This window comes from Pseudomonas sp. CROZ-RG-20F-R04-15, assembly GCF_022662375.1.
Taxonomy (GTDB): Bacteria; Pseudomonadota; Gammaproteobacteria; order Pseudomonadales; family Pseudomonadaceae; genus Aquipseudomonas.
In genome coordinates this window covers 20,638-43,008 of record NZ_JAKNQL010000031.1, presented here as the reverse complement: position 1 = coordinate 43,008, position 22,371 = coordinate 20,638, and the positions used below count along the sequence as shown (strand labels likewise).

The 22,371-nt window shown below is 60.3% G+C and carries 22 protein-coding genes; 10 read left to right on the top strand and 12 right to left on the bottom strand.

Annotated features, from left to right (window positions below):
- Window positions 1-253 precede the first annotated feature (253 nt).
- Window positions 254-3,058, bottom strand: coding sequence for a DNA polymerase I (gene polA, locus L8H52_RS27790; protein WP_242209724.1), 2,805 nt, complete (start codon window positions 3,056-3,058; stop codon window positions 254-256).
- Window positions 3,059-3,132: 74 nt separating this feature from the next.
- On the opposite strand from polA, the gene L8H52_RS27785 reads away from it, so the two are divergent.
- A complete protein-coding gene (locus tag L8H52_RS27785; RefSeq protein WP_137218422.1) occupies window positions 3,133-3,429 on the top strand; it encodes a DUF2782 domain-containing protein in 297 nt (98 codons plus the stop codon).
- A gap of 61 nt (window positions 3,430-3,490) precedes the next feature.
- Window positions 3,491-4,444 carry a homoserine kinase gene (locus L8H52_RS27780; protein ID WP_242209723.1) on the top strand — a complete coding sequence of 318 codons (954 nt, stop codon included), beginning with the start codon at window positions 3,491-3,493 and terminating at the stop codon, window positions 4,442-4,444.
- 63 nt (window positions 4,445-4,507) lie between these two features.
- Here L8H52_RS27780 and L8H52_RS27775 read toward each other — a convergent pair whose 3' ends face one another.
- The gene (locus tag L8H52_RS27775; RefSeq protein WP_242209722.1) at window positions 4,508-5,428 is read right to left on the bottom strand and encodes a zinc ABC transporter substrate-binding protein; all 921 of its coding nucleotides are present in this window, start codon (window positions 5,426-5,428) and stop codon (window positions 4,508-4,510) included.
- Window positions 5,429-5,494: 66 nt separating this feature from the next.
- On the opposite strand from L8H52_RS27775, the gene L8H52_RS27770 reads away from it, so the two are divergent.
- From L8H52_RS27770 to L8H52_RS27755, 4 genes are read left to right on the top strand one after another with little or no spacing between them, the layout of a single operon-like run.
- Window positions 5,495-5,977: a Fur family transcriptional regulator gene (locus L8H52_RS27770; RefSeq protein ID WP_007911760.1), complete on the top strand. Its 483-nt coding sequence runs from the start codon at window positions 5,495-5,497 to the stop codon at window positions 5,975-5,977.
- Window positions 5,977-6,762, top strand: coding sequence for a zinc ABC transporter ATP-binding protein ZnuC (gene znuC, locus L8H52_RS27765; protein ID WP_053125416.1), 786 nt, complete (start codon window positions 5,977-5,979; stop codon window positions 6,760-6,762). The genes L8H52_RS27770 and znuC overlap by 1 nt, the downstream gene beginning before the upstream one ends.
- Window positions 6,755-7,543: a zinc ABC transporter permease subunit ZnuB gene (gene znuB / locus L8H52_RS27760; RefSeq protein ID WP_242209721.1), complete on the top strand. Its 789-nt coding sequence runs from the start codon at window positions 6,755-6,757 to the stop codon at window positions 7,541-7,543. The genes znuC and znuB overlap by 8 nt, the downstream gene beginning before the upstream one ends.
- Window positions 7,544-7,580: 37 nt before the next feature.
- Window positions 7,581-8,294, top strand: coding sequence for a PA5502 family lipoprotein (locus tag L8H52_RS27755; protein ID WP_242209720.1), 714 nt, complete (start codon window positions 7,581-7,583; stop codon window positions 8,292-8,294).
- Window positions 8,295-8,416: 122 nt separating this feature from the next.
- On the opposite strand, the gene katE is transcribed toward L8H52_RS27755, so the two are convergent.
- Window positions 8,417-10,558, bottom strand: coding sequence for a catalase HPII (katE, locus tag L8H52_RS27750; protein WP_242209743.1), 2,142 nt, complete (start codon window positions 10,556-10,558; stop codon window positions 8,417-8,419).
- 260 nt (window positions 10,559-10,818) lie between these two features.
- Between katE and L8H52_RS27745 the strand changes: the two genes are divergently transcribed.
- The 3 genes from L8H52_RS27745 (at window position 10,819) to L8H52_RS27735 (ending at window position 13,347) form a co-directional block, all read left to right on the top strand.
- Window positions 10,819-11,826 (top strand): methionine ABC transporter ATP-binding protein, encoded by a 1,008-nt coding sequence (locus L8H52_RS27745; RefSeq protein WP_242209719.1) that lies wholly within the window; start codon window positions 10,819-10,821, stop codon window positions 11,824-11,826.
- Window positions 11,826-12,500 carry a methionine ABC transporter permease gene (locus L8H52_RS27740; protein ID WP_242209718.1) on the top strand — a complete coding sequence of 225 codons (675 nt, stop codon included), beginning with the start codon at window positions 11,826-11,828 and terminating at the stop codon, window positions 12,498-12,500. The genes L8H52_RS27745 and L8H52_RS27740 overlap by 1 nt, the downstream gene beginning before the upstream one ends.
- A 76-nt stretch (window positions 12,501-12,576) precedes the next feature.
- Entirely contained in the window at window positions 12,577-13,347 is a 771-nt protein-coding gene (locus L8H52_RS27735; protein WP_242209717.1) for a MetQ/NlpA family ABC transporter substrate-binding protein, read from the top strand.
- A gap of 324 nt (window positions 13,348-13,671) precedes the next feature.
- Here L8H52_RS27735 and L8H52_RS27730 read toward each other — a convergent pair whose 3' ends face one another.
- The 5 genes from L8H52_RS27730 to L8H52_RS27710 are packed head-to-tail and all read right to left on the bottom strand — an operon-like array spanning window position 13,672 to window position 17,583.
- Window positions 13,672-14,307: an SCO family protein gene (locus L8H52_RS27730; RefSeq protein ID WP_008081211.1), complete on the bottom strand. Its 636-nt coding sequence runs from the start codon at window positions 14,305-14,307 to the stop codon at window positions 13,672-13,674.
- Window positions 14,304-15,203, bottom strand: a complete 900-nt coding sequence (gene cyoE, locus L8H52_RS27725; protein ID WP_160054517.1) for a heme o synthase — start codon at window positions 15,201-15,203, stop codon at window positions 14,304-14,306. Before cyoE ends, L8H52_RS27730 begins: the two co-directional genes overlap by 4 nt.
- A complete protein-coding gene (locus tag L8H52_RS27720; RefSeq protein ID WP_242209716.1) occupies window positions 15,191-16,270 on the bottom strand; it encodes a COX15/CtaA family protein in 1,080 nt (359 codons plus the stop codon). Before L8H52_RS27720 ends, cyoE begins: the two co-directional genes overlap by 13 nt.
- Before the next feature lie 10 nt (window positions 16,271-16,280).
- Window positions 16,281-16,877 (bottom strand): hypothetical protein, encoded by a 597-nt coding sequence (locus L8H52_RS27715; protein WP_242209715.1) that lies wholly within the window; start codon window positions 16,875-16,877, stop codon window positions 16,281-16,283.
- On the bottom strand, window positions 16,843-17,583 hold the full coding sequence (locus tag L8H52_RS27710; protein WP_242209714.1) for an SURF1 family protein: 741 nt from the start codon (window positions 17,581-17,583) through the stop codon (window positions 16,843-16,845). The genes L8H52_RS27715 and L8H52_RS27710 overlap by 35 nt, the downstream gene beginning before the upstream one ends.
- A 71-nt stretch (window positions 17,584-17,654) precedes the next feature.
- Between L8H52_RS27710 and L8H52_RS27705 the strand changes: the two genes are divergently transcribed.
- Window positions 17,655-17,858: a twin transmembrane helix small protein gene (locus L8H52_RS27705; RefSeq protein WP_007911731.1), complete on the top strand. Its 204-nt coding sequence runs from the start codon at window positions 17,655-17,657 to the stop codon at window positions 17,856-17,858.
- Between the two features lie 9 nt (window positions 17,859-17,867).
- On the opposite strand, the gene L8H52_RS27700 is transcribed toward L8H52_RS27705, so the two are convergent.
- The 4 genes from L8H52_RS27700 to coxB all read right to left on the bottom strand — a co-directional run bounded on the left by L8H52_RS27700 (window position 17,868) and on the right by coxB (window position 22,258).
- Complete coding sequence (locus L8H52_RS27700) at window positions 17,868-18,755, bottom strand: cytochrome c oxidase subunit 3 (RefSeq protein ID WP_242209713.1); 888 nt, start codon at window positions 18,753-18,755, stop codon at window positions 17,868-17,870.
- Between the two features lie 25 nt (window positions 18,756-18,780).
- Window positions 18,781-19,332 (bottom strand): cytochrome c oxidase assembly protein, encoded by a 552-nt coding sequence (locus L8H52_RS27695; protein WP_242209712.1) that lies wholly within the window; start codon window positions 19,330-19,332, stop codon window positions 18,781-18,783.
- A gap of 126 nt (window positions 19,333-19,458) precedes the next feature.
- Window positions 19,459-21,045 carry a cytochrome c oxidase subunit I gene (gene ctaD / locus L8H52_RS27690; RefSeq protein ID WP_242209711.1) on the bottom strand — a complete coding sequence of 529 codons (1,587 nt, stop codon included), beginning with the start codon at window positions 21,043-21,045 and terminating at the stop codon, window positions 19,459-19,461.
- An 82-nt stretch (window positions 21,046-21,127) separates the two neighbouring features.
- Complete coding sequence (coxB, locus tag L8H52_RS27685) at window positions 21,128-22,258, bottom strand: cytochrome c oxidase subunit II (protein ID WP_242209710.1); 1,131 nt, start codon at window positions 22,256-22,258, stop codon at window positions 21,128-21,130.
- Between the last annotated feature and the right edge of the window lie 113 nt (window positions 22,259-22,371).

The following is a 22,371-nucleotide window of genomic DNA, read 5'->3' as shown; positions in this document are numbered from 1 at the left end:
ATTGGGGAGGGAGAAGTTCCGGGGTTTAAGTTCCGAACCGCTAGGGCGGGGTTCAGATATCTGCCAACACTTAACACAACATAGGAGCATCGAAGGGCTTCACCAGCCATTCAGTATCTCTGAGTGGTGTCCTTCCAGATTAGTTCAGATTTTTTTCAAAAAGCTTTGGAATAATCCCAAGCGCTTTTCGAAATAAGCAGGTTTTACTGGCGTTGCCGCGACATCAGGTCGCGGCAAACCGTGTTCAAAAGGCTCAGTGAGCCTCATCCCAATTGTTGCCCACACCCACTTCGACCAGCAGCGGCACATCCAGTTTCGCCGCTTCGCTCATGTGCACGCGGATCTCGGCACTGACCTGTTCGACCAGATCCTCACGAACCTCCAGCACCAGTTCATCGTGCACCTGCAGGATGACTTTGGCGTCGAGTCCGGACGTCGCCAGCCAGTTATCCACCGCCACCATGGCCTTCTTGATGATGTCGGCGGCCGTGCCCTGCATCGGCGCGTTGATCGCCGTGCGCTCGGCGGCAGCGCGTTCCTGCGGCTTGTTCGAGTTGATTTCCGGCAGGTACAGGCGACGACCGAAGAACGTCTCGACATAACCCTGATCCGCCGCCTGCGCGCGGGTGCGGTCCATGTACTCGCGAACCCCCGGATAGCGGGCGAAGTAGGTGTCGATGTAAGCCTTGGCAGTCTTGGTATCGACGCCAATGTCCTTGCCGAGCTTCTGCGCCCCCATTCCGTAGATCAGACCGAAGTTGATCGCCTTGGCGCTGCGGCGCTGGTCGGAAGTCACCTCGTTGAGTTCGACTTTGAACACTTCGGCAGCGGTGGCAGTGTGCACGTCCAGATTGTTGCGGAAGGCGTTCATCAGGCCTTCGTCCTTTGACAGGTGCGCCATGATCCGCAGTTCGATTTGCGAATAGTCCGCTGCCAGCAGTTTGTAACCCTTCGGCGCAACGAACGCCTGGCGGATACGGCGACCTTCAGCGGTTCGCACCGGGATGTTCTGCAGGTTCGGATCACTCGAGGACAAGCGACCGGTCGACGCCACAGCCTGGTGATACGAGGTGTGAATACGCCCGGTACGCGGGTTGATCTGCTCCGGCAGGCGATCGGTGTAAGTGCTTTTCAGCTTGCTCATCGACCGGTGCTCCATCAGCACCTTCGGCAAGCGGTGATCGTCTTCAGCGAGCTTCGCCAACACTTCTTCAGCAGTGGACGGCTGACCCTTGGCGGTCTTCTTCAGCACCGGCAGGCCGAGTTTCTCGTAGAGAATCACGCCCAGTTGCTTCGGCGAGCCAAGGTTGAATTCTTCCCCGGCGATTTCAAAGGCTTCGCGCTCCAGCGCGACCATCTTGTCGCCCAGTTCGATGCTCTGCACGCCCAGCAGCGCCGCGTCGACGTATGCGCCTTGGCGTTCGATGCGCGCCAGTACCGGCACCAGCGGAATCTCGATGTCGGTCAAAACGCTGGCCAGACTCGGGATTGCGCTGAGTTTTTCGAACAGCGTCTGGTGCAGACGCAGGGTGATATCAGCGTCTTCAGCGGCGTACGGCCCGGCCTGTTCCAAGGCGATCTGGTCGAAGGTCAGCTGCTTGGCGCCTTTGCCGGCGATGTCCTGGAAGCTCACGGTGGTGTGATCCAGGTACTTCTGCGCGAGGCTGTCCATGTCGTGGCGGGTGGCGGTGGAGTTGAGCACGTAAGACTCAAGCATCGTGTCGAAGGCGATGCCGCGCACGGTGATGCCGTTGTTCTGGTCGCCACCGATGGCGCAGTTGGCCAGGATGTTCATGTCGAACTTGGCGTGCTGGCCGACCTTGAGTTTGCTCGGGTCTTCCAGAATCGGTTTGAGCGCGCGCAGCACGGTGTCGCGATCCAGCTGCTCCGGCACGCCGATGTAGGAGTGGGTCAGCGGGATGTACGCGGCTTCGTTGGCCTGCACGGCGAACGACAGACCGACCAGTTGCGCCTGCTGCGCGTCGATGCCGGTGGTTTCGGTGTCGAAGGCGAACAGTTTGGCGTTAATCAACTTTTCCAGCCAGACATCAAAACGTGCCTGATCGAGGATCGTCTCGTACGCCGCTTCGGTCGGAGCAGCCGGAGTTTCGATATCTGGCGCGTTGAACAGATCGCCGGCCGGCGCTGGCTCGGCAGTAGCGCTCAGTTCCAGACGCTTGGCGTCGCGATCCAGATCGTTGATCCAGCTTTTGAATTCCAGCAGGGAGTACAGCTCGTAGAGCTTGGCCGGGTCTTCCGCGCCCATCTGCAAATCATCGAGTTCAACGTCCAGCGGCACGTCGACCTTGATGGTCGCCAGTTGATAGGAGAGGAACGCCATCTCCTTGTGCTCTTCGAGCTTGGCCGGCAGGGTTTTCGCGCCGCGAATCGGCAGGGTCGGGACGATGTCGAGATTGGCGTACAGCTCGGTGAGGCCGCCGTTGACCCCGACCAGCAGGCCGGACGCGGTTTTCGGGCCGATGCCCGGAACGCCCGGAATGTTGTCGGACGAATCGCCCATCAGCGCCAGATAATCGATGATCTGCTCCGGTGCGACGCCGAATTTCTCCTTCACGCCTTCCACGTCCATCGAACTACCGGACATGGTGTTGACCAAGGTAATGTGGCCATCGACCAGTTGCGCCATGTCCTTGTCGCCGGTGGAGATCACCACCGGGCGATCCGCCGCCGCGCTGCTGCGGGCGAGAGTGCCGATGACGTCGTCGGCCTCGACGCCTTCGACGCACAGCAGCGGGAAGCCGAGGGCGATCACGCTCTGGTGCAGGGGCTCGATCTGCACGCGCATGTCGTCGGGCATGCTTGGGCGATTGGCTTTGTATTCGGCGTACATCTCGTCGCGAAATGTCCCGCCCTTGGCGTCGAATACCACAGCGAACGGGCTGTCCGGGTACTGCTTGCGCAGACTCTTGAGCATGTTCAGCACGCCTTTGACCGCACCGGTCGGCAGGCCTTTGGAGGTGGTCAGTGGTGGCAGCGCGTGAAACGCGCGGTACAGGTAAGACGAACCGTCCACCAGGACGAGGGGGGCTTGGCTCATGAGCAGGATCAACCTTTTCGGCGGGTCCGGCGCTAGAATAGCGGGACCGTTGACGACAAAGGGACAAGGTTATCATGCGTACGTTAAATCGCTTGCTGCTGGTCGGTCTGATTGCTGCCTCACCGTTGGCCGCGATGGCGGCGGATGATGCGTCGTCAAAGGAGCCGGAAGTTACCATTAACACGCACACGGAAGGCGACAAGGTCATCCAGGAATACAGTCGCAGTGGCTTCGTCTACGCGATCAAGGTCACGCCAAAGGGTGGCAAACCGTATTTCCTGGTGCGCGCCGATGGTACGGACGCGAACTACATTCGCTCCGACCAGCCGGATATGTTGATTCCGTCGTGGGAAATCTTTACCTGGAAGTAAGTTTCCCGACTTTTAATCGGCGTCGCCTGAGCGCGACGCCTGAACTGAGCAGTTTTTAACCATGTCTGTGTTCACTCCCCTGGCTCGGCCCGAGCTGGAAACCTTTCTCGCCCCTTACGGGCTTGGCCGTCTGCTTGATTTCCAGGGGATCGCCGCCGGCAGCGAAAACACCAATTTCTTTATCAGCCTGGAGCAGGGCGAGTTCGTCCTGACCCTGGTTGAGCGCGGTCCGGTGCAGGAGATGCCGTTCTTCATCGAGCTGCTCGACGTGCTGCACGAAGCCAATCTGCCCGTTCCGTACGCACTGCGCACCACCGACGGCGTAGCGCTGCGTGAGCTGAAAGGTAAACCGGCGCTGCTGCAACCGCGCTTGTCCGGCAAGCACATCAAGGTCGCCAATGCTCAGCATTGCGCGCAGGTCGGCGAGTTGCAGGCGCATCTGCATCTGGCAACCCAGGGCGAGCACATGATCAAGCGCAAGACCGATCGTGGTCTGGAATGGATGCTGGAGGAGGGCAACGAGTTGCTCTCGCACCTGAGCGATGAACCGCGCGCGTTGCTGCAAAAGGCGCTGGATGAAATCACCGAGCGCAAAGAGAAGATCCTCGCGCTGCCTCGGGCGAACATTCATGCGGATCTGTTTCGCGATAACGCGATGTTCGAAGGCACGCACCTGACCGGGCTGATCGACTTCTACAACGCCTGCTCGGGGCCGATGCTGTATGACGTGGCGATTGCCCTGAACGACTGGTGCTCCGACGACGACGGTTTGATCGATGGACCGCGAGCCCGCGCGTTTCTCGGCGCCTATGCGGCGCTGCGGCCATTTACGGCTGCTGAGGCCGATTTGTGGCCGACGATGCTGCGTGTGGCGTGTGTGCGGTTCTGGCTGTCGCGGTTGATCGCGGCGGAGCAGTTCGCCGGGCAGGACGTGTTGATTCACGATCCGCAGGAATTCGAGCAGCGCTTGGCGCAGCGGCAGCAGGTGCACACACCGTTGCCTTTCGCCCTCTGAGTTTAATTCTAGAAGCCAACACGAACCTGTGGGAGCAAGCTCGCTCCCACAGGGTTTGAGTTGTTACAACGATTCCAGGCACCCGGCCAAATCGTTACCCAACTTCTCCAGCACCTGCTCATAGCCCTGAGCCGTCGCCGGGGTGTACCCGCCCAACGCGTCCAGCTCAGCCAGTTTCACCGGCAGCCCGGCCACCAAAGTCTCGGCCAGACGCGGGCGCAACGGCGGCTCGCTGAACACACACGTCTTGCCCACTTCCTGCAATCGCTTGCGCATCGCCGCGACATGTTGGGCGCCCGGCTGCACTTCGGCTGCCACGCTGAACACGCCGGTGTGCTTCAGGCCATAAGCCTCTTCAAAGTAATCAAACGCCTCGTGAAAGACGAAGTAAGGCTTGCCTTCAACGCTGGCCAGACGCTTTCTCAAGCGCTGATCCAATGCATCCAGACGCTCATCAAACGCCTTGGCATTGCTCTGATAACGCTCGGCGTTGGCCGGATCGGCGGCGCTGAGGTCAGCGGCCATCTTGTCGGCGATCACCCGCGCATTCACCGGCGATAGCCACAAATGCGCATCCAGCGTACCCGGACGGTGATCGTGATCATGCTCGTCGCCGTCTTCGGCGTGGGAGTGGCTGTCCTCAGCGAAACGCCGCAACTTCATCCCCGGCAGATCCTGCACCGCCACGCTCGGCAGCGTACGACCGTTCAGCACTCGCGGCAGGAAACCTTCCATGTCCGGGCCGATCCAGTAGAGCAGATCCACTGATTGCACCTTCCGTACGTCGGACGGGCGCAAGGCGTAATTGTGTGGCGAGGCACCCGGCGGCAGCAGCACTTCGGGAATCGCCACACCGTCCTGCACGGCCGCTGCAATCAGCTGCAACGGTTTGATGCTGGTGAGGACTTTGACCTCGGCCTGAGCCGAACCGATCAGCAGAAAACTGGCGACAAAAGCCACAAAAACAGAAAAAAGTCGGGACACGATGACCACTCAAGGAGGCGAGAACGGGTAACATAATAACGTCTCTATCAAAACTCGTCGCCGCCCATGCCTATTACACCGATTGCCAGCCGTCCCCACGACCACTCTCATTGCGTGCACAGCGCTTTGTCCGAGGCCGATACCTTGTGCGCCCAGAAAGGCTTGCGCCTGACCGCGTTGCGCCGCCGGGTGCTGGAATTGGTGTGGCAAAGCCACAAGCCGCTGGGCGCCTACGATATTCTCGCGGTGCTGAGCGAGCAGGACGGCCGCCGCGCCGCGCCGCCGACGGTGTACCGCGCGCTGGATTTCCTGCTGGAAAACGGCCTGGTGCACCGCATCTCCTCGCTCAACGCCTTCGTTGGCTGTGTACACCCGGAGCACGCCCATCAGGGCCAGTTCCTGATCTGCCGCGATTGCCACGCCGCCATCGAACTTGAGCAAAAAGTAATCAGCGACGCGATCATCAACAGCGCCAAAGACGTCGGTTTCATCGTCGAAGCGCAGACCGTCGAAGTCGTCGGCCTGTGCTCCGGTTGCCAGGGGGCTTGATGAGCAATGCGCTGATCCGTCTGGAACAGGTCGCCGTCACGTTTGCCGGGCAGACCGTGCTGGACAACATCGAGCTGAGCGTCGAGCCGGGGCAGATCGTCACCCTGATCGGACCCAACGGCGCCGGCAAGACCACGCTGGTGCGCGCCGTGCTTGGGCTGTTGAAACCTAACAGCGGCAGTGTCTGGCGCAAGCCGAAGTTGCGTGTCGGCTATATGCCGCAAAAACTCCACGTTGATCCGACCTTGCCGTTGTCGGTGCTGCGCTTTCTGCGCCTGGTGCCGGGCGTCGATCGTCCGCGTGCGCTGGCGGCATTGAAAGAGGTCGGCGCCGAACATGTTATCGACAGCCCGGTGCAAAGCGTTTCCGGCGGTGAAATGCAGCGCGTACTGCTCGCTCGGGCGCTGCTGCGCGAGCCGGAATTGCTGGTGCTCGACGAGCCGGTGCAAGGCGTCGACGTCGCCGGCCAGGCCGAGCTGTACAGCCTGATCACGCGTCTGCGCGATCGCCATGGTTGCGGCGTATTGATGGTGTCCCACGATTTGCATCTGGTGATGAGCACCACCGACCAGGTGGTCTGCCTCAACCGTCACGTCTGCTGCTCCGGGCATCCCGAGCAGGTCAGCGGCGATCCGGCGTTTGTCGAGTTGTTCGGCAAGAACGCGCAGAGCCTGGCGGTCTATCACCACCATCACGATCACGCTCACGACCTGCACGGTTCGGTGGTCAAAGGGCCGGTTATTGGCCAACCTCACGTTCACGGAGACAACTGCAAGCATGGCTGATTTTCTGTTGTATGCCCTGCTTGCAGGTCTGGCGCTGGCGATCGTTGCAGGTCCGCTGGGTTCGTTTGTGGTCTGGCGGCGCATGGCCTATTTCGGCGACACCCTGTCCCATGCCGCGTTGCTCGGTGTGGCTTTGGGCTTTTTGCTGGATGTCAGCCCGACCGTCGCGGTCACCGTAGGCTGCCTGCTGCTGGCGGTGCTCTTGGTAACCTTACAACAGCGCCAACCGCTGGCGTCTGACACGCTGTTGGGAATTCTCGCACCGAGCACGCTCTCTCTCGGCCTGGTGGTACTAAGCTTCATGCATGAAGTGCGGATCGACCTGATGGCCTATCTGTTCGGCGACCTGCTGGCGATCAGCCCGACCGATCTGGCGTGGATCCTCGGCGGCAGCGCGGCGGTGTTGGTGTTGCTGGTGACGTTGTGGCGGCCATTGCTGGCGATTACCGTGCACGAAGAGTTGGCCAAAGTCGAAGGCCTGCCGGTCGCTGGCCTGCGTATGGCGCTGATGCTGTTGATCGCGGTGGTGATCGCGGTGGCGATGAAAATCGTCGGTGTGTTGCTGATTACTTCACTGTTGATCATCCCGGCGGCTGCGGCACAGCGTCACGCCCGCTCGCCGGAGCAGATGGCGGTAGGCGCGAGCCTGCTGGGCATGCTCGCCGTGTGTGGCGGTCTGGCGTTGTCGTGGTTCAAGGACACCCCGGCGGGGCCGTCAATCGTTGTGACGGCGGCCGCACTGTTTCTTCTGAGTTTTGTTCTGCCCCGTCGTGGGGTGTAGACTTGGCCGCTTTTTGCGCAAATAGAGAGTCGCAGGAATGAAGCCGTTCGCCTCCCGTTATCTGCTCCTTGTCGCATTTTCAGTGCTGCTGGGCGCCTGCCAAAGCACGCCGCCGGTGGCCGAAGTCCCCGATGCGCGGGCTACGGCCATCGCACAGCTGGAGCAAAGTCTGGCCAGCAGCGAACTGGCCACTGCCGAAGATCAATTGGCTGCTTTGCAGAAAGAAACTCCCAATGATCAATCCCTTGAGCAATACCAGCGGCAGCTGGCCGAAGCGTATCTGCGTCGCAGCCAGATCGTGCTGCAGAAAGGTGATGTGAATGCCGCCGCCACCGCGTTGAGCCGTGCCCGCGCATTGATGCCGAAAGCGCCGGCGCTGACCGGTGGCGTCAATGGCGCCATCACTGAAGCGCGCAAGGCTGAGCTGGAAAAGGCTGAAGCCGCATTGCTGGCCGCCGAAGCCAAGCCGAAAGCCAAGGTGATCGATCCGACTGCCGAGAGCACCACGGTTGCGTTGAATATCACCGATAGTCGCAAACTTCGTCGTCAACTGGATGCGATCGCTGCTGATGTGGTGAATTATGAGTGTGCGGTGACCATTCAGGCGCCACGGACCAATGACTATCCATGGTTGGCGACTCTGCTGACCAAGCGGGTGAAGAAACTGAACCCGGATTTTGATCTGCAGATTAAGAAGCAGATCGTGCGTACCGTGCCTGCACAAATGGTCTTGAGTCCGCGTAAACCCTAAAAGCTTCGCGAGCAAGCTCGCTCCCACATTTGATCTCGGTCTGACACAAAATCTGTGTTCACTAGAGATCCCTTGTGGGAGCGAGCTTGCTCGCGAAAGCGTCCTTTCAACCAACGAAGATCTTAAGCTGGAATGGCCTTCGACTTAGGCTCCCGCGCCCAAACCCGATGCTGCCCGATCGCCGCAAAGAATGGTTTGGTCAACGCCGGCACATCCTTGCCTTGCAGCAATCCAGCATCCGCCTCCAGTTTCAGCAGATCCTGCAATTGCTTGGCCTCCCCGTGCAACGCAATCGCCTTCAAATGCTTGTACGCCTCCAGCAGGTAATGCAACGCCACGCCATCACCGCTCAATGCCTTCACCGACGCCGCGCCACCCGGCACGAACACCGCGTCAAAAATCACCGATGGCATGCCTTCCATCGAAGCATCCACTGGCAACATTTTGCCGTCAGCGGTCTTCACCGGCGCTGAAGTTGGGCCGAGCAACTTGGCATGCGCACCCTCAGCCGCCAATGCCTTCTTCATCGCATCAATCGCCGCACCATCGACGCCGTTAGCGGCAAGAATTGCCACTTTTCGCGTTTTGATGTTTTCCGGCAAAAGATTCGCCTGGCTCAACGCCGGCGAGTGATCGAACGACACCTTGCGCACATCGACCGTGCCTTTGCTCGGCGCCGGCAACCCCAGATTGGCCGCCACACGCTTGGCCAGTTCCAGATCGATGTTGGCGAGAATCTCGTTCACCTCCCGCGCGCGGATGAACTCCCGTTCAACCTTGCCCAGCTCGAAGCTGTAAGCGGCAATGATGTGCTCCTTCTCGTGATCGCTCATGCTGTTGAAGAACAACGTAGCCTGAGAGAAGTGATCGCTGAACGACTCGCTGCGCTGACGGATCTTGTTGGCGTCGATGCGCTCCGGATAACTTTCGAAACCACCATCCTGCGCAGCCGGCGGCGTCTCTTTCGGCCAGCCGCCATCGATCGAGTTCGGCTCGTAGGACGCACGACCCTTGTCGATCACTGTGCGGTGCTGCGCGTCGCGCTGGCCGTTGTGGAACGGCGCCACCGGGCGGTTGATCGGCAGCTCGTGAAAATTCGGCCCGCCGAGTCGGCTGATCTGCGTGTCGGTGTAGGAAAACAGCCGACCTTGCAGCAGCGGATCATTGGAGAAGTCGATGCCCGGCACGATGTGGCCAGGGCAGAACGCGACCTGCTCGGTCTCGGCAAAGAAGTTGTCCGGGTTGCGGTTCAGGGTCATCTTGCCCAGCGGTGTGATCGGCACGATTTCTTCGGGGATCAGCTTGGTCGGATCGAGGATGTCGAAATCGAAGTCGTGCTCGTTCTCCTCCTCGATGATCTGTACACCGAGTTCCCACTCCGGATAGTCGCCCATCTCGATCGCTTCCCAGAGGTCGCGACGGTGGTAGTCGGTGTCTTTGCCGGCGAGCTTCTGTGCCTCATCCCACACTAGCGAGCATGTGCCTGCGGTAGGGCGCCAGTGGAATTTGACGAAGCGCGATTTGCCTTCAGCGTTGATCAACCGGAAGGTGTGCACGCCGAAGCCCTGCATACTGCGCAGGCTTTTCGGGATCGCCCGATCGGACATCGCCCAGATGACCATGTGCGCCGATTCCGGCACTAAAGACACGAAGTCCCAGAAGGTGTCGTGGGCCGAACCGCCGGTAGGGATTTCATTGTGCGGCTCAGGTTTCACCGCGTGGACGAAGTCGGGAAATTTGATCGCGTCCTGAATGAAGAACACCGGCATGTTGTTGCCAACCAGGTCGAAGTTGCCTTCATCGGTAAAGAACTTCACCGCGAAACCGCGCACGTCACGTACGGTATCGCCGGAACCACGCGGCCCCTGCACCGTGGAAAAGCGCACGAAAACCGGCGTCTTCTTGCCCGGATCCTGTAGGAAACCCGCCTTGGTCAGCGTCGAATGGTTCTCGTAAGCCTGAAAGAAACCATGCGCGCCAGTGCCGCGCGCGTGAACGATGCGCTCCGGAATCCGTTCATGGTCAAAATGCGTGATCTTCTCGCGCATGATGAAGTCTTCAAGCAGCGACGGCCCGCGCGGCCCGGCCTTCAGGGTGTTCTGGTTGTCGGCAACCTTGACCCCCTGATTGGTGCGCAGGGCCTGGCCGGTGGCATCGGAGCGGAATTTTTCCAGGCTGTCGAGTTTGGCGTTGGTGTTGGCACGATCCGCGGTATCGGTTCCAGCCATCTGGCTTTTATCGGTCGTAGGCTTCTTGCTCATCAGTCGTAAACTCCTCGGTTGACCCCGATGCTTGCCGGGGACTCTTGAGTGGTTCCCAGGCACGGCACCCAGGGTTTTCAAGTCGCTTACTTAGTGACTGATGGGCTGCTTTGGACGTTCCTTTTTTATGACCTTTGATCTTGTTATTGCCAAATCGAAGGTTAATTGCGAAATAAATGCTAAGAACCTCTATACGGACAGGCTAAAATGCGCGCCCGGCTAACCGCTGATCCTTTTCTAACGCGCCCCACAAGGTTCGCTACGTGATCGAGTTTCAAAACGTCCACAAGACTTACCGCGTCGCCGGTAAGGACATTCCCGCGCTGCACCCGACCAGTCTCTCTATCGAGAACGGGCAGGTGTTCGGCCTGATTGGCCATTCCGGCGCGGGCAAAAGTACCCTGCTGCGTCTGATCAATCGCCTGGAAGACTCCAGTGGCGGCAAGATCATCGTCGACGGCGAAGAGGTCACCGCGCTGGACGCCAACGGCCTGCGCCGTTTCCGCCAGCAAGTCGGGATGATCTTCCAGCACTTCAACCTGCTTGCCTCCAAGACCGTGGCCGACAACGTTGCGTTGCCGCTGACCCTGGCCGGCGAACTCTCGGGCAGCGACATCGACCAGCGTGTTGCCGAGTTGCTGGCGCGGGTCGGTCTGTCCGACCACGCCAGGAAGTACCCGGCGCAATTGTCCGGTGGCCAGAAGCAGCGCGTCGGCATCGCCCGTGCCCTGGCGACCAAGCCAAAGATTCTGCTGTGCGACGAGGCCACCAGTGCCCTCGACCCGCAGACCACCGCGTCGGTCCTGCAACTGCTGGCCGAGATCAACCGCGAGCTGAAACTGACCATCGTTCTGATCACCCACGAGATGGATGTGATCCGTCGCGTCTGTGATCAAGTGGCGGTGATGGACGCTGGCGTGATCGTCGAGCAAGGTTCGGTGGCCGATGTGTTCCTGCATCCAAAGCACCCGACCACCAAGCGTTTCGTCCAGGAAAGCGAGCAGATCGACGAAAGCGAGCAGCGTGATGACTTCGCTCACGTGCCGGGTCGCATCGTGCGTCTGACCTTCCAGGGCGAAGCGACCTACGCGCCGTTGCTCGGTACTGTCGCCCGGGAAACCGGCGTCGACTACAGCATCCTCGCCGGTCGCATCGACCGCATCAAAGACATTCCTTACGGGCAATTGACCCTCGCCGTCACCGGTGGCGACATGGAAGCGGCGTTCGCCCGCTTCACCGCCGCTGACGTTCACATGGAGGTATTGCGCTAATGGAAGACCTGATCAGTTTCTTCACCAATATCGACTGGTACGAAATCTGGCTGGCCACCGGCGACACCATGCTGATGCTCGGCGGGTCGCTGCTGTTCACCGTGTTGCTCGGCCTGCCGCTGGGCGTGTTGCTGTTCCTCTGCAGCCCGCGTCAGTTGCTGGAAAGCCGTGGCCTCTACGCGTTCATGTCGCTGGCGGTGAACATCCTGCGTTCGCTGCCGTTCATTATTCTGTTGATCGTGATGATCCCGTTCACCGTGTTGATCACTGGCACGTCGCTGGGCGTGGCCGGTGCGATTCCGCCATTGGTAGTCGGCGCCACGCCGTTCTTCGCGCGTCTGGTGGAAACGGCGTTGCGTGAAGTCGATCGCGGCATCATCGAAGCGACCCAGTCGATGGGTGCGACCACGCGGCAGATCATCATCAACGCCTTGCTGCCGGAAGCCCGTCCGGGCATCTTCGCGGCGATTACGGTGACGGCGATTACACTGGTGTCCTACACGGCGATGGCCGGTGTGGTTGGCGCCGGTGGTCTGGGGGATCTGGCGATCCGTTTCGGTTACCAGCGTTTCCAGACTGACGTAATGATCGTCACCGTGGTGTTGCTGCTGATTCTGGTGCAAGTGCTGCAGATGGTCGGTGATCGACTGGTCGTGCATTTCTCCCGCAAATAAGCGGTTTTGTAATCAAGAGATGAGCCGGCCATTCGCTGGCAGGCGCCAGACGGGCGCCTCATAAGGAGTTAGCTGAATGAAAAAACTGATCGCTGCTTTCGCTGCCGTTGCGGCATTCTCGGCCCACGCCGAAACCCTGACCGTGGCCGCCACTCCGGTGCCGCACGCAGAAATTCTCGAGTTCGTGAAGCCGGCACTGGCCAAAGAAGGCGTGGATCTGAAGGTCAAGGTCTTCACTGACTACATTCAGCCGAACGTACAGGTCGCGGAAAAGCGTCTGGACGCCAACTTCTTCCAGCATCAGCCGTATCTCGATGAGTTCAACAAGGCCAAGGGCACCAATCTGGTCGCTGTGACCGGGGTGCACCTGGAGCCGCTGGGCGCTTACTCGAGCAAACTGAAGAACATCAATGATCTGCCAAGCGGCGCCAATGTGGTGATTCCGAACGACGCCACCAATGGCGGCCGTGCCCTGTTGCTGCTGGCCAAGGCTGGCGTGATCACGCTGAAGGATCCGACCAACATCCTGTCGACCGTCAAAGACATCGCGACCAACCCGAAAGACCTGAAGATCCGTGAACTGGAAGCCGCGACCATCCCGCGCGTGCTGACCCAGGTTGATTTGGCGCTGATCAACACCAACTACGCGCTGGAAGCCAAGCTCGATCCGTCCAAGGATGCGCTGGTGATCGAAGGCAACGATTCGCCATACGTGAACATCCTTGTGTCCCGCCCGGACAACAAGGACAGCGACGCGATGCAGAAACTCGCTGCTGCGCTGCACAGCCCGGAAGTGAAGAAATTCATTACCGAGAAGTACAAAGGCGCGGTATTGCCGGCGTTCTGATTGGGCTGGCTGCAATGAAAAGGGGACGCCATGAGCGTCCCCTTTTTTGTGTCTGGTGTTTGGCTTTAGACCTGCTGTGAAGCTGCCCCTCACCCCAGCCCTCTCCCGGAGGGAGAGGGGGCCGACCGAGGTGTCTGGCGCTATGCATCGACCTGAAAGATCCAGTCGATTATGGATTCGGCACAGCACATCAACCTGAACGACCTTGGCGATTATGGATTCAATGCAGGACGTTCAATTCGGTGTGGCTTCCCAATATTCCCCAATCAGTCCCCTCTCCCTCCGGGAGAGGGTTAGGGTGAGGGGCTCTTGGCTTTTAAACTGTCACTTACGGTTAAGCATCACCGGCAATTGCGCCACCAGTTTGGCGTTGTTCAACGGCGCCCGAATAAACCCACGCTGCGTCCCGTCCGGCCCGATCACCGCCAGATTACCGCTATGGTCAACGGTGTAATTCGGCTTGCTCGTATCCGCCGGAATAAACGGAATACTCACCGCATTCGCGACCTTCTGCAGCTCTTCAATCGAAGTCGGCGTCAAGCCAATGAACTGCGGATCAAAATAGCCCAGATACTGCTTCAACTGCTTCGGGTTATCGCGGTTCGGGTCAACGCTGACCAGCACGATCTGCAACTTGTCCACAGCGTCCTTGGGCAGTTCACTCTTGATCTGCCGCAGCTGTGCAAGCGTAGTCGGGCAAATGTCCGGGCAGAAGGTGTAGCCGAAGAACAACAGACTCCACTTACCCTTCAACTCATTGATAGCCACCGGTTTACCGTCCTGATCGGTCATCGTCACGTCCGGCAGATTACGGCTCTGCGGCAGCAGGATGATGCCGGCGTCGATCAGCGCAGTCGGGTCGCCCTGGCCCTTGCCGCTCAGCACTTTGTTGACGGTCAGGCCGAGGATCAGCGCGATCACGGCGACGAGGATGAAGACGGTTTTCTGGGTTCGAGTCATAGGTTCAACAGTAAGTAGTGGTCTACGAGCAGGGCGATGAACAGCAGGAACAAGTACCAGATAGAGTACTTGAAGGTGTTGATCGCCGCGTGCGGCCGAGTGCCACGGTACAGCACCACGGCCCATTGCAGAAACCTTGCGCCGAGGCCGAGCGCGCAAATCAGGTAGAGCACACCGCTCATGTGGATCACGTACGGCAGCAGACTTACCGCCAGCAGCGCAAAGGTGTAGAGCAGAATGTGCACTTTGGTGTAGTGCTCGCCGTGGGTGACCGGCAGCATCGGGATGTCGGCCTTGGCGTATTCCTCTTTGCGATGAATCGCCAGCGCCCAGAAGTGCGGCGGCGTCCAGGCGAAGATGATCAGCACCAGCAGCAACGGTTCGGCGCTGACGTGGCCGGTTGCAGCCGTCCAGCCGAGCAGCGGTGGTGCGGCGCCGGCGAGGCCGCCGATGACGATGTTCTGCGGCGTCGCGCGTTTGAGGAAACCGGTGTAGATCACCGCATAACCGAGCAGCGAGGCCAAGGTCAGCCAAGCGGTCAGCGGATTGGTGAAGGTCAGCAACAAGGCCTGACCGAGCAGCGCCAGCACCAGCGCAAAGGTCAGTGCCGCCGCCGGCGAAACACGTCCTTCAGCGAGCGGCCGCTTGTGCGTGCGCGCCATCACCGCATCGATGCGCCGATCCACCACATGATTGACCGCCGCCGCGCCGCCGGCACACAGCGCAATCCCCAGATTGCCGAACACCAGCACTGTCCACGGTACCCCGGCACGAGTCGCCAGAAACATGCCGACCAGCGAGGTGATCAGCATCAGCACCACGACTTTCGGTTTGGTCAGTTCCAGATAATCACGCCAGATCGCCTGATGCGGACGTTCGCCTATCAGAATCGCCACGGCGTTTCTCCTTTTATTGTGATGGGCGCGGCCGAGTGTTTGCGCGGGCTCAGACGCCAGCGTGCGAGCACCGGTTGCTTGACCCGAACCAGACTGGTGCGCGCGTGATAGTTGACCAGCACCATCGTCAGCAACAGCGCGGCACCGCCAGCGTTATGCGCGACCGCCACCGGCAGCGGCAGATGGAACAGCACGTTGCTGATGCCGAGGGTGATTTGTGCGGCGAGGGCGACTAGCACCAGACCGGCCAACCGCGTCATGCCGACCACTTTCAGTTGCCACGCCAAACCGAGCAACACCAGGGTCACCAACAACGCGCCGATGCGATGAGTCAGGTGAATCGCCGTACGTGCATCACTGTCGAGTTGTCCGCCCAGGTAATTCGGGCCGATGTGTTGAGTCAGGTGAAATCCATTGGCGAAATCTGCCGGTGGCAGCCATTGCCCGTGGCAGGTCGGGAAGTCGATGCAGGCTACCGCCGCGTAGTTGGAACTGACCCAGCCACCGAGGGCGATCTGGCCGATCACCAGCAACAGTCCCGCCGTCGCCCAATACTGCAAACGCTTGGGCACGGTCAGCGCCGGCAACACCCCGGACAATCGCAACGTCAGCAAAAACAGCAGACTCAACGTCGCAAAACCGCCGAGCAAATGCCCGGTGACCACTTGCGGCCAGAGCTTGAGCGTCACCGTCCACATGCCGAACGCCGCTTGCGCAAACACCACCGCCAGCAGAAACAGCGGCAGCTTCAACGGCTGCCCCGGATGACGCCGGTTGACCCACGCGCGCCCGGCGAGAATCGAAATCAGCATACCGAGGGTGCCGGCAAAGTAGCGGTGGATCATCTCGTTCCAGCCCTTGTGCGCCACCACGGGCGAGTCCGGGTAATGCAGTTCGGCATGAGCCAGTTGGGCTTCGCTTTTCGGCACGCTGATAAACCCGTAGCAGCCCGGCCAGTCCGGACAGCCGAGGCCGGCGTGGGTCAGGCGCGTATAGGCGCCGAGCAGCACCACAATCAGGGCCAGCAGGGTGGCAAACAGCGCGAGGCGAAATCCAGGTTTGGCCATGACGATGCCCTTATCCGATGTTCGACAGTTTCAGCAGATGACGCAGGTCGTTGAGCAGATCCTTGCCTTTCACATTCGGCTCGTAACGCAGCACGAGGTTGCCGTGCGGGTCGATGATCCACAGTTGCGGCGTGGCTTTGTCGCCAGTCGTTTTGCTGAACGTCGTGGCGTCCAGCGGGTAGCGTTGCAGCTGTGGATATTCACGGCTCAGCTTGGCCTCGTAATCGCTGCTCAGCGGTTGCGCTGCGGCGAGGGCATGGCTGGCGCGGCCGGCGTCACGACCGAGACCGATCTGGATCTGCCGCGCCAGATACACCAGTTGCTGGCAATCCACCGCGCAATCTTTCGGCGCGGTGACCAACATCTGCCAGCGCTCTTCGTCGGCCTGCACGCCAAGGTCGGCGCGGGTCTGGCCGTTGCCGATCAGTTCGCCGTGATAACTGCGTCCGTCGGGCACCCAGAACTGCAATTTGTACATGCCGGTGGCGAGCACCATCGGGCCGATCACGCCGAGCACAATCAGCAGCAACTGAATGCGGCCACTGCGCCGGCGGGTGGCGGCAGGTTTCGCCTCAGACATGCTGGGTGGATTCATGGCCGTTCCCATGGTGTTTCTCCTTTGCGTTGTGCAAGCCCAAATAGACATAGAGGCCGAGCAGGGCGGTGGCCATGGCGAACCACTGCACGGCGTAACCGAGGTGTTTTTCCGGGCCCATGGCGATCACCGGCCAATCGGCCTCGTAGCTGGCCGGGCCGGGTTCGGCGCGTAATTCGTAGGCGAAGCCGTCACGCTCAAGGGTTTTCCACAGCTTGGCGGGTTCGACGGCGGTGATGGTTTGCGGCCAGGTGCTGCTGACCGGATCGGCGTGTAACTGGAAGGTCGCGCCGGGGGCGACGTAGACCCAGGCATCGACATTCAACGCATCCGTGGGCGTAGTGAATTGCGGTGGCACGCGGCGATCCGGCCACGGCAACCAGCCGCGATTGACCAGCAGCCATTGGCCGGTGCGTTGATCCTGAAACGGTTGCAGCAACTCGACGCCGACCTTGCCGTTACGTTGGCGGTTATCCAGCAGCAGACTGTGCGTGGCATCGAACTGGCCGTGCAGGTGCACGCGGCGATAGGCCGGATCGGTGCTATTGAGCAGCTCGCTACTGGCCATCGGCTCGGCGGCGCGGCGTTCGGCGTAGCTGGCGAGCAGTGCGGTTTTCTCGGCGCCCCGGCTCAGTTGCCAGAAGCCCAGCGCCACCAGCAGCGGCAGCAACAACGCCACCACCACGGTCGGTATCACGCCCGGACGAAAGCGCTTCATGGCTGGGCCACAAAGTCAGTCGTTGCGATCGCTATACTCAATTGCATCGCCTGTCCCCCGGAGTTCTTCCCATGCTCAAAACAGCGATCGTCCTGATGCTGATTGCCACGGTGATCAGCCTGTTCAGCGGCCTGTTTTTCCTGGTCAAGGACGACAGCAGTTCCAATCGCCTGGTCATCGCCTTGAGTGTTCGGGTGGCATTGGCCGCCGCCACCGTCGGCTTGATCGCCTGGGGCTTTTACAGCGGCCAACTGGTGTCGCATGCGCCTTGGTAGCTCTGGTCCTCAGAGCACATAAACGAAGATAAACAGGCCGATCCACACCACGTCGACGAAGTGCCAGTACCAGCTCGCCGCTTCGAAGCCGAACTGGTGCTCGTTGTCGAAATGGCCCTTCATGATCCGCATCAGCATCACAAACAAAATGATCGTGCCGATGGTCACGTGGGCGCCGTGGAACCCGGTGAGCATGAAGAACGTCGCGCCATAAATGCCCGAACCGAGGGTCAGCCCCAGCTCGTGGTAAGCGTGCATGTATTCCTCGGCCTGGAAACCGAGAAACGCGCAGCCGAGCAGTACGGTGATCGCCAGCCAGATTTTCAGTGCGCCGCGATGGCCCTTCTTCAAGGCATGGTGGGCGATGGTGATGGTCACGCTGGAGCTGACCAGCAGAATCGTGTTGATCAGCGGCAGGCCCCACGGGCTGATGACTTCTTTCGGCGGCGGGAACAGTTTCGGGTCCGGCGTATGCAGCAGCGGCCAGGTGAACTGGAAATTCGGCCAGAGCATGTGGGCGATGCCTTTGGGGCCTTCGCCACCGAGGGCCGGCCCGGAGACATGGCGCACGTAAAACAGCGCACCGAAGAAGGCGACGAAGAACATCACCTCGGAGAAGATGAACCAACTCATGCCCCAGCGGAACGAGCGATCCAGCTGCGAACTGTAGAGCCCCGCGCGGCTTTCCTTGATCACCGCCCCGAACCAGCCGAACAGCATGTAGGCGAGTAACAGGCCGCCGACGAAAAAGATGTAGGGGCCGTGGGATTCCGGGCGCGCTGCCTTCAGATCGTTGAACCAGGTGGCGAGGCCGTACACGGTGATGGCCATGCCGAAGGTCGCGATGATCGGCCATTTGCTTTGCGGCGGAACGTAATAATGCTCATGAGTTGCCATTTATTGTTCTCCTTATCGGGCACGCTCAACCGCCAGTGTTTACAGCCACTGGCGGATGTCGGGCGGTGATATCGAACAGCGTGTAGGACAGCGTCAGGTGCTTCACATCCTTGGGCATGTCGCGGTCAACAATGAAGCGCACCGGCATCTCGATCTGCTGACCGGGCTGCAGCATCTGCTGGGTAAAACAAAAGCATTCGGTCTTGTGGAAATACGCCGCCGCGTTGCTCGGCGCGATACTCGGCACGGCTTGCGCACTCATGGGTTTGTCGGTGGGATTGCGCGCGATGAAGATCATCTCGTTGACCGCGCCGGGGTTGGCAGTGAGTTCGTCATGTTTGGGGTAGAAGTCCCACGGCATGTCGACGTTGTTGGTCGACAGAAACTGCACGCGCACCTGGCGCGAGGTGTCGACCACTTGCTCACCCTCGTACTGCCCGGCGGTCTTGCCATTGATGCCGAAGGCTTTGCACATCACGTCGTAGATCGGCACCAGGGCAAAGCCGAAAACAAACATCGCCACCACCACGCCGAGCAGGCGGGTGACGAGTTTTTTCATCGAGATCGAGTCAGCCATGGTTCATGCCTCTCATCAGATCCCTTGTGGGAGCGAGCCTGCTCGCGAAGCAGACAACTCGGTGCATCAGGTGAACCGCGCCATCGTTCTTCGCGAGCAGGCTCGCTCCCACAGGGAGATCTGTGTTCATTTCACTTCCGGCGGTGTGGTGAAGGTGTGATACGGCGCCGGTGACGGCACGCTCCACTCCAGACCTTCCGCACCATCCCAAGGCTTGGCCGGTGCTGGCGGGCCGCCGCGAATGGTCTTGATCACGATGAACAGGAAGAAAATCTGCGTGGTGCCGAACATGAACGCGCCGATCGACGAGACCATGTTGAAGTCGGCGAACTGCAGGTTGTAGTCCGGAATCCGTCGCGGCATCCCCGCCAACCCCACGAAATGCATCGGGAAAAAGGTCAGGTTCATGCCGACGAACGACAGCCAGAAATGCAGCTTGCCGAGGGTTTCGTCGTACATGTGGCCGGTCCATTTCGGCAGCCAGTAGTAGGTCGAGGCGAAGATCCCGAAGATCGCCCCCGGCACCAGCACGTAGTGGAAGTGCGCGACCACAAAATAGGTGTCCTGATACTGGAAGTCCGCCGGGGCGATGGCCAGCATCAGCCCGGAGAAACCGCCGATGGAGAACAGGATCACGAACGCCACGGCAAACAGCATCGGCGTCTCGAAGGTCAGCGAGCCTTGCCACATGGTGCTGGCCCAGTTGAACACCTTCACCCCGGTCGGTACCGCGATCAGTAGCGTGGCGTACATGAAGAACAGCTCGCCCACCAGCGGAATGCCGACCACGAACATGTGGTGCGCCCAGACAATGAACGACAGGAAGGCGATGCTCGCCGTCGCGTAGACCATCGAGGTGTAGCCGAACAGCGGCTTGCGCGAGAAGGTCGGGATGATCGAGCTGACGGCGCCGAAGGCCGGCAGGATCATGATGTACACCTCGGGGTGGCCGAAGAACCAGAACACATGCTGGAACAGCACCGGGTCACCGCCACCGGCAGCACTGAAGAAGCTGGTGCCGAAGTGGATGTCCATCAGCATCATCGTCACGCACCCGGCCAGCACCGGCATTACCGCGATCAGCAGAAACGCAGTGATCAGCCAGGTCCAGACGAACAGCGGCATTTTCATCAGCGTCATGCCGGGCGCGCGCAGATTGAGGATGGTGGCGATCACGTTGATCGCGCCCATGATCGAACTGATGCCCATCAAGTGGATGGCGAAGATGAAGAAGGTCACGCTTTCCGGTGCATACGTCGTCGACAGCGGCGCATAGAACGTCCAGCCGAAGTTCGGCCCGCCACCGGGGGTGAACAGGGTCGACACGAGGATCAGGAACGCCGCCGGCAACAGCCAGAAGCTGAAGTTGTTCATCCGGGGCAAGGCCATGTCCGGCGCGCCGATCATCAACGGGATCATCCAGTTGGCGAGGCCGACGAAGGCCGGCATCACCGCACCGAAGACCATCACCAGACCGTGCATGGTGGTCATCTGGTTGAAGAACGCCGGCTCGACGATCTGCAAGCCGGGCTGGAACAGTTCGGCGCGAATCACCATCGCGAACGTACCGCCGAGCAGGAACATGGAAAACGCAAACCACAGGTACAGCGTGCCGATGTCCTTGTGGTTGGTGGTCAGCACCCAGCGCATCAGGCCTTTGGCGGGGCCGTGGGCGTGGTCGGCATGACCGTGGTCATCGATTACAGCGCTCATGGCCGGTCTCCTTTACGTGAACAGGCAAGGTGGTTCGCGGCACCGAGCCGCGAACCGTGGCGGGTAGATGCAATAGGGCGGCTCATTTGTCCCCCGCCTGTTTCATCTCCAGCACTTCTTTTGGCGTGACCATGTCGCCCTTGTTGTTGCCCCAGGCGTTACGTTCGTAAGTCACGACCGCTGCGATATCGACTTCCGACAGCTGCTTGCCGAACGCCGCCATGGCGGTACCCGGTTTACCGAAGACCACGCGATGCAGGTGATCGGCCTTGCTGCCTTTCATGATCAGTTCCGAGCCCTTGAGTGCCGGGAACATCGGCGGCAGCCCCTGACCTTCGGCCTGGTGACAGGACACGCAGGTGGTGTGATAGATCTTGTCGCCGCGCTCCTTGAGTTCATCGAGAGTCCAGTCTTTGCTGGTCAGCTCTTTGAGCTGCGCGGCCTCGGCTTTGCGCTCGGCGAGCCACTTGTCGTAGTCGGCCTTGTCCTTGACCTCGACCACGATCGGCATGAAACCGTGATCCTTGCCGCACAGTTCGGCGCACTGGCCACGGTAAATGCCGGGCTTGTCGATGCGCGTCCACGCCTCGTTGACGAACCCCGGGATCGCATCGCGTTTTACCGCGAAGGCCGGCACCCACCACGAGTGAATAACGTCGGCGGACGTGACGAGGAAGCGCACCTTGGCCCCGGTCGGCAGCACCAACGGCTTGTCGACCTCGAGCAAGTAATGCTCACCCTTGGTTTCCTTGTTGTGGATCTGTTCGGCGGGGGTGGCCAGGTTGCTGAAGAACTCGACGTCCTGGCCCAGGTATTTGTAGTGCCACTTCCACTGGTAACCGGTGATCTGGATATCGATATCCGGCTCACTGGTGTCGTACATCTTGATCAGGGTGGCGGTCGCCGGCACGGCCATCGCCACCAGAATCAGGAACGGTACGACGGTCCAGAGAATTTCGACGGTGGTGCTTTCGTGGAATTTTGCGGCGACCTGCCCGGTAGAACGGCGGTGCACCATCATCGACCAGAACATGGCGCCGAAGACGATGATCCCGATCACCACACAGATCCAGAAAATGGTCATGTGCAGGTCGAATACTGCGTGACTGATTTCAGTCGCTCCAGGCGCCATATTCACAGTCCATGCGGCGTGCGCCGGACTGAAAATCGACCACAACAGGAGGCCCATCCAGACGTGTGGATGTCGCATCATTGCGGGTTCCCCTTATCGTTCTTGTTATCCCGCCGGCTTTCGCCTGCGGCAAGGGAGCGGCTGCATCAGACTACGAACTTGAATCGCCGGGCCTTGCTGCGGGTGCAGTCGGG

Excerpts from the sequence above, each read along its gene's own strand:
- znuC (WP_053125416.1), top strand. The coding sequence starts at position 5,977 with ATGAGCAATGCGCTGATCCGTCTGGAACAGGTCGCCGTCACGTTTGCC.
- L8H52_RS27780 (WP_242209723.1), top strand. The coding sequence starts at position 3,491 with ATGTCTGTGTTCACTCCCCTGGCTCGGCCCGAGCTGGAAACCTTTCTC.
- L8H52_RS27770 (WP_007911760.1), top strand. The coding sequence starts at position 5,495 with ATGCCTATTACACCGATTGCCAGCCGTCCCCACGACCACTCTCATTGC.
- L8H52_RS27715 (WP_242209715.1), bottom strand. The coding sequence starts at position 16,877 with ATGGGAACGGCCATGAATCCACCCAGCATGTCTGAGGCGAAACCTGCC.
- L8H52_RS27700 (WP_242209713.1), bottom strand. The coding sequence starts at position 18,755 with ATGGCAACTCATGAGCATTATTACGTTCCGCCGCAAAGCAAATGGCCG.
- L8H52_RS27730 (WP_008081211.1), bottom strand. The coding sequence starts at position 14,307 with ATGACTCGAACCCAGAAAACCGTCTTCATCCTCGTCGCCGTGATCGCG.
- L8H52_RS27720 (WP_242209716.1), bottom strand. The coding sequence starts at position 16,270 with ATGGCCAAACCTGGATTTCGCCTCGCGCTGTTTGCCACCCTGCTGGCC.
- L8H52_RS27695 (WP_242209712.1), bottom strand. The coding sequence starts at position 19,332 with ATGGCTGACTCGATCTCGATGAAAAAACTCGTCACCCGCCTGCTCGGC.
- L8H52_RS27735 (WP_242209717.1), top strand. The coding sequence starts at position 12,577 with ATGAAAAAACTGATCGCTGCTTTCGCTGCCGTTGCGGCATTCTCGGCC.
- L8H52_RS27755 (WP_242209720.1), top strand. The coding sequence starts at position 7,581 with ATGAAGCCGTTCGCCTCCCGTTATCTGCTCCTTGTCGCATTTTCAGTG.
- coxB (WP_242209710.1), bottom strand. The coding sequence starts at position 22,258 with ATGATGCGACATCCACACGTCTGGATGGGCCTCCTGTTGTGGTCGATT.
- ctaD (WP_242209711.1), bottom strand. The coding sequence starts at position 21,045 with ATGAGCGCTGTAATCGATGACCACGGTCATGCCGACCACGCCCACGGC.
- L8H52_RS27705 (WP_007911731.1), top strand. The coding sequence starts at position 17,655 with ATGCTCAAAACAGCGATCGTCCTGATGCTGATTGCCACGGTGATCAGC.
- L8H52_RS27740 (WP_242209718.1), top strand. The coding sequence starts at position 11,826 with ATGGAAGACCTGATCAGTTTCTTCACCAATATCGACTGGTACGAAATC.
- L8H52_RS27710 (WP_242209714.1), bottom strand. The coding sequence starts at position 17,583 with ATGAAGCGCTTTCGTCCGGGCGTGATACCGACCGTGGTGGTGGCGTTG.
- L8H52_RS27785 (WP_137218422.1), top strand. The coding sequence starts at position 3,133 with ATGCGTACGTTAAATCGCTTGCTGCTGGTCGGTCTGATTGCTGCCTCA.
- polA (WP_242209724.1), bottom strand. The coding sequence starts at position 3,058 with ATGAGCCAAGCCCCCCTCGTCCTGGTGGACGGTTCGTCTTACCTGTAC.
- znuB (WP_242209721.1), top strand. The coding sequence starts at position 6,755 with ATGGCTGATTTTCTGTTGTATGCCCTGCTTGCAGGTCTGGCGCTGGCG.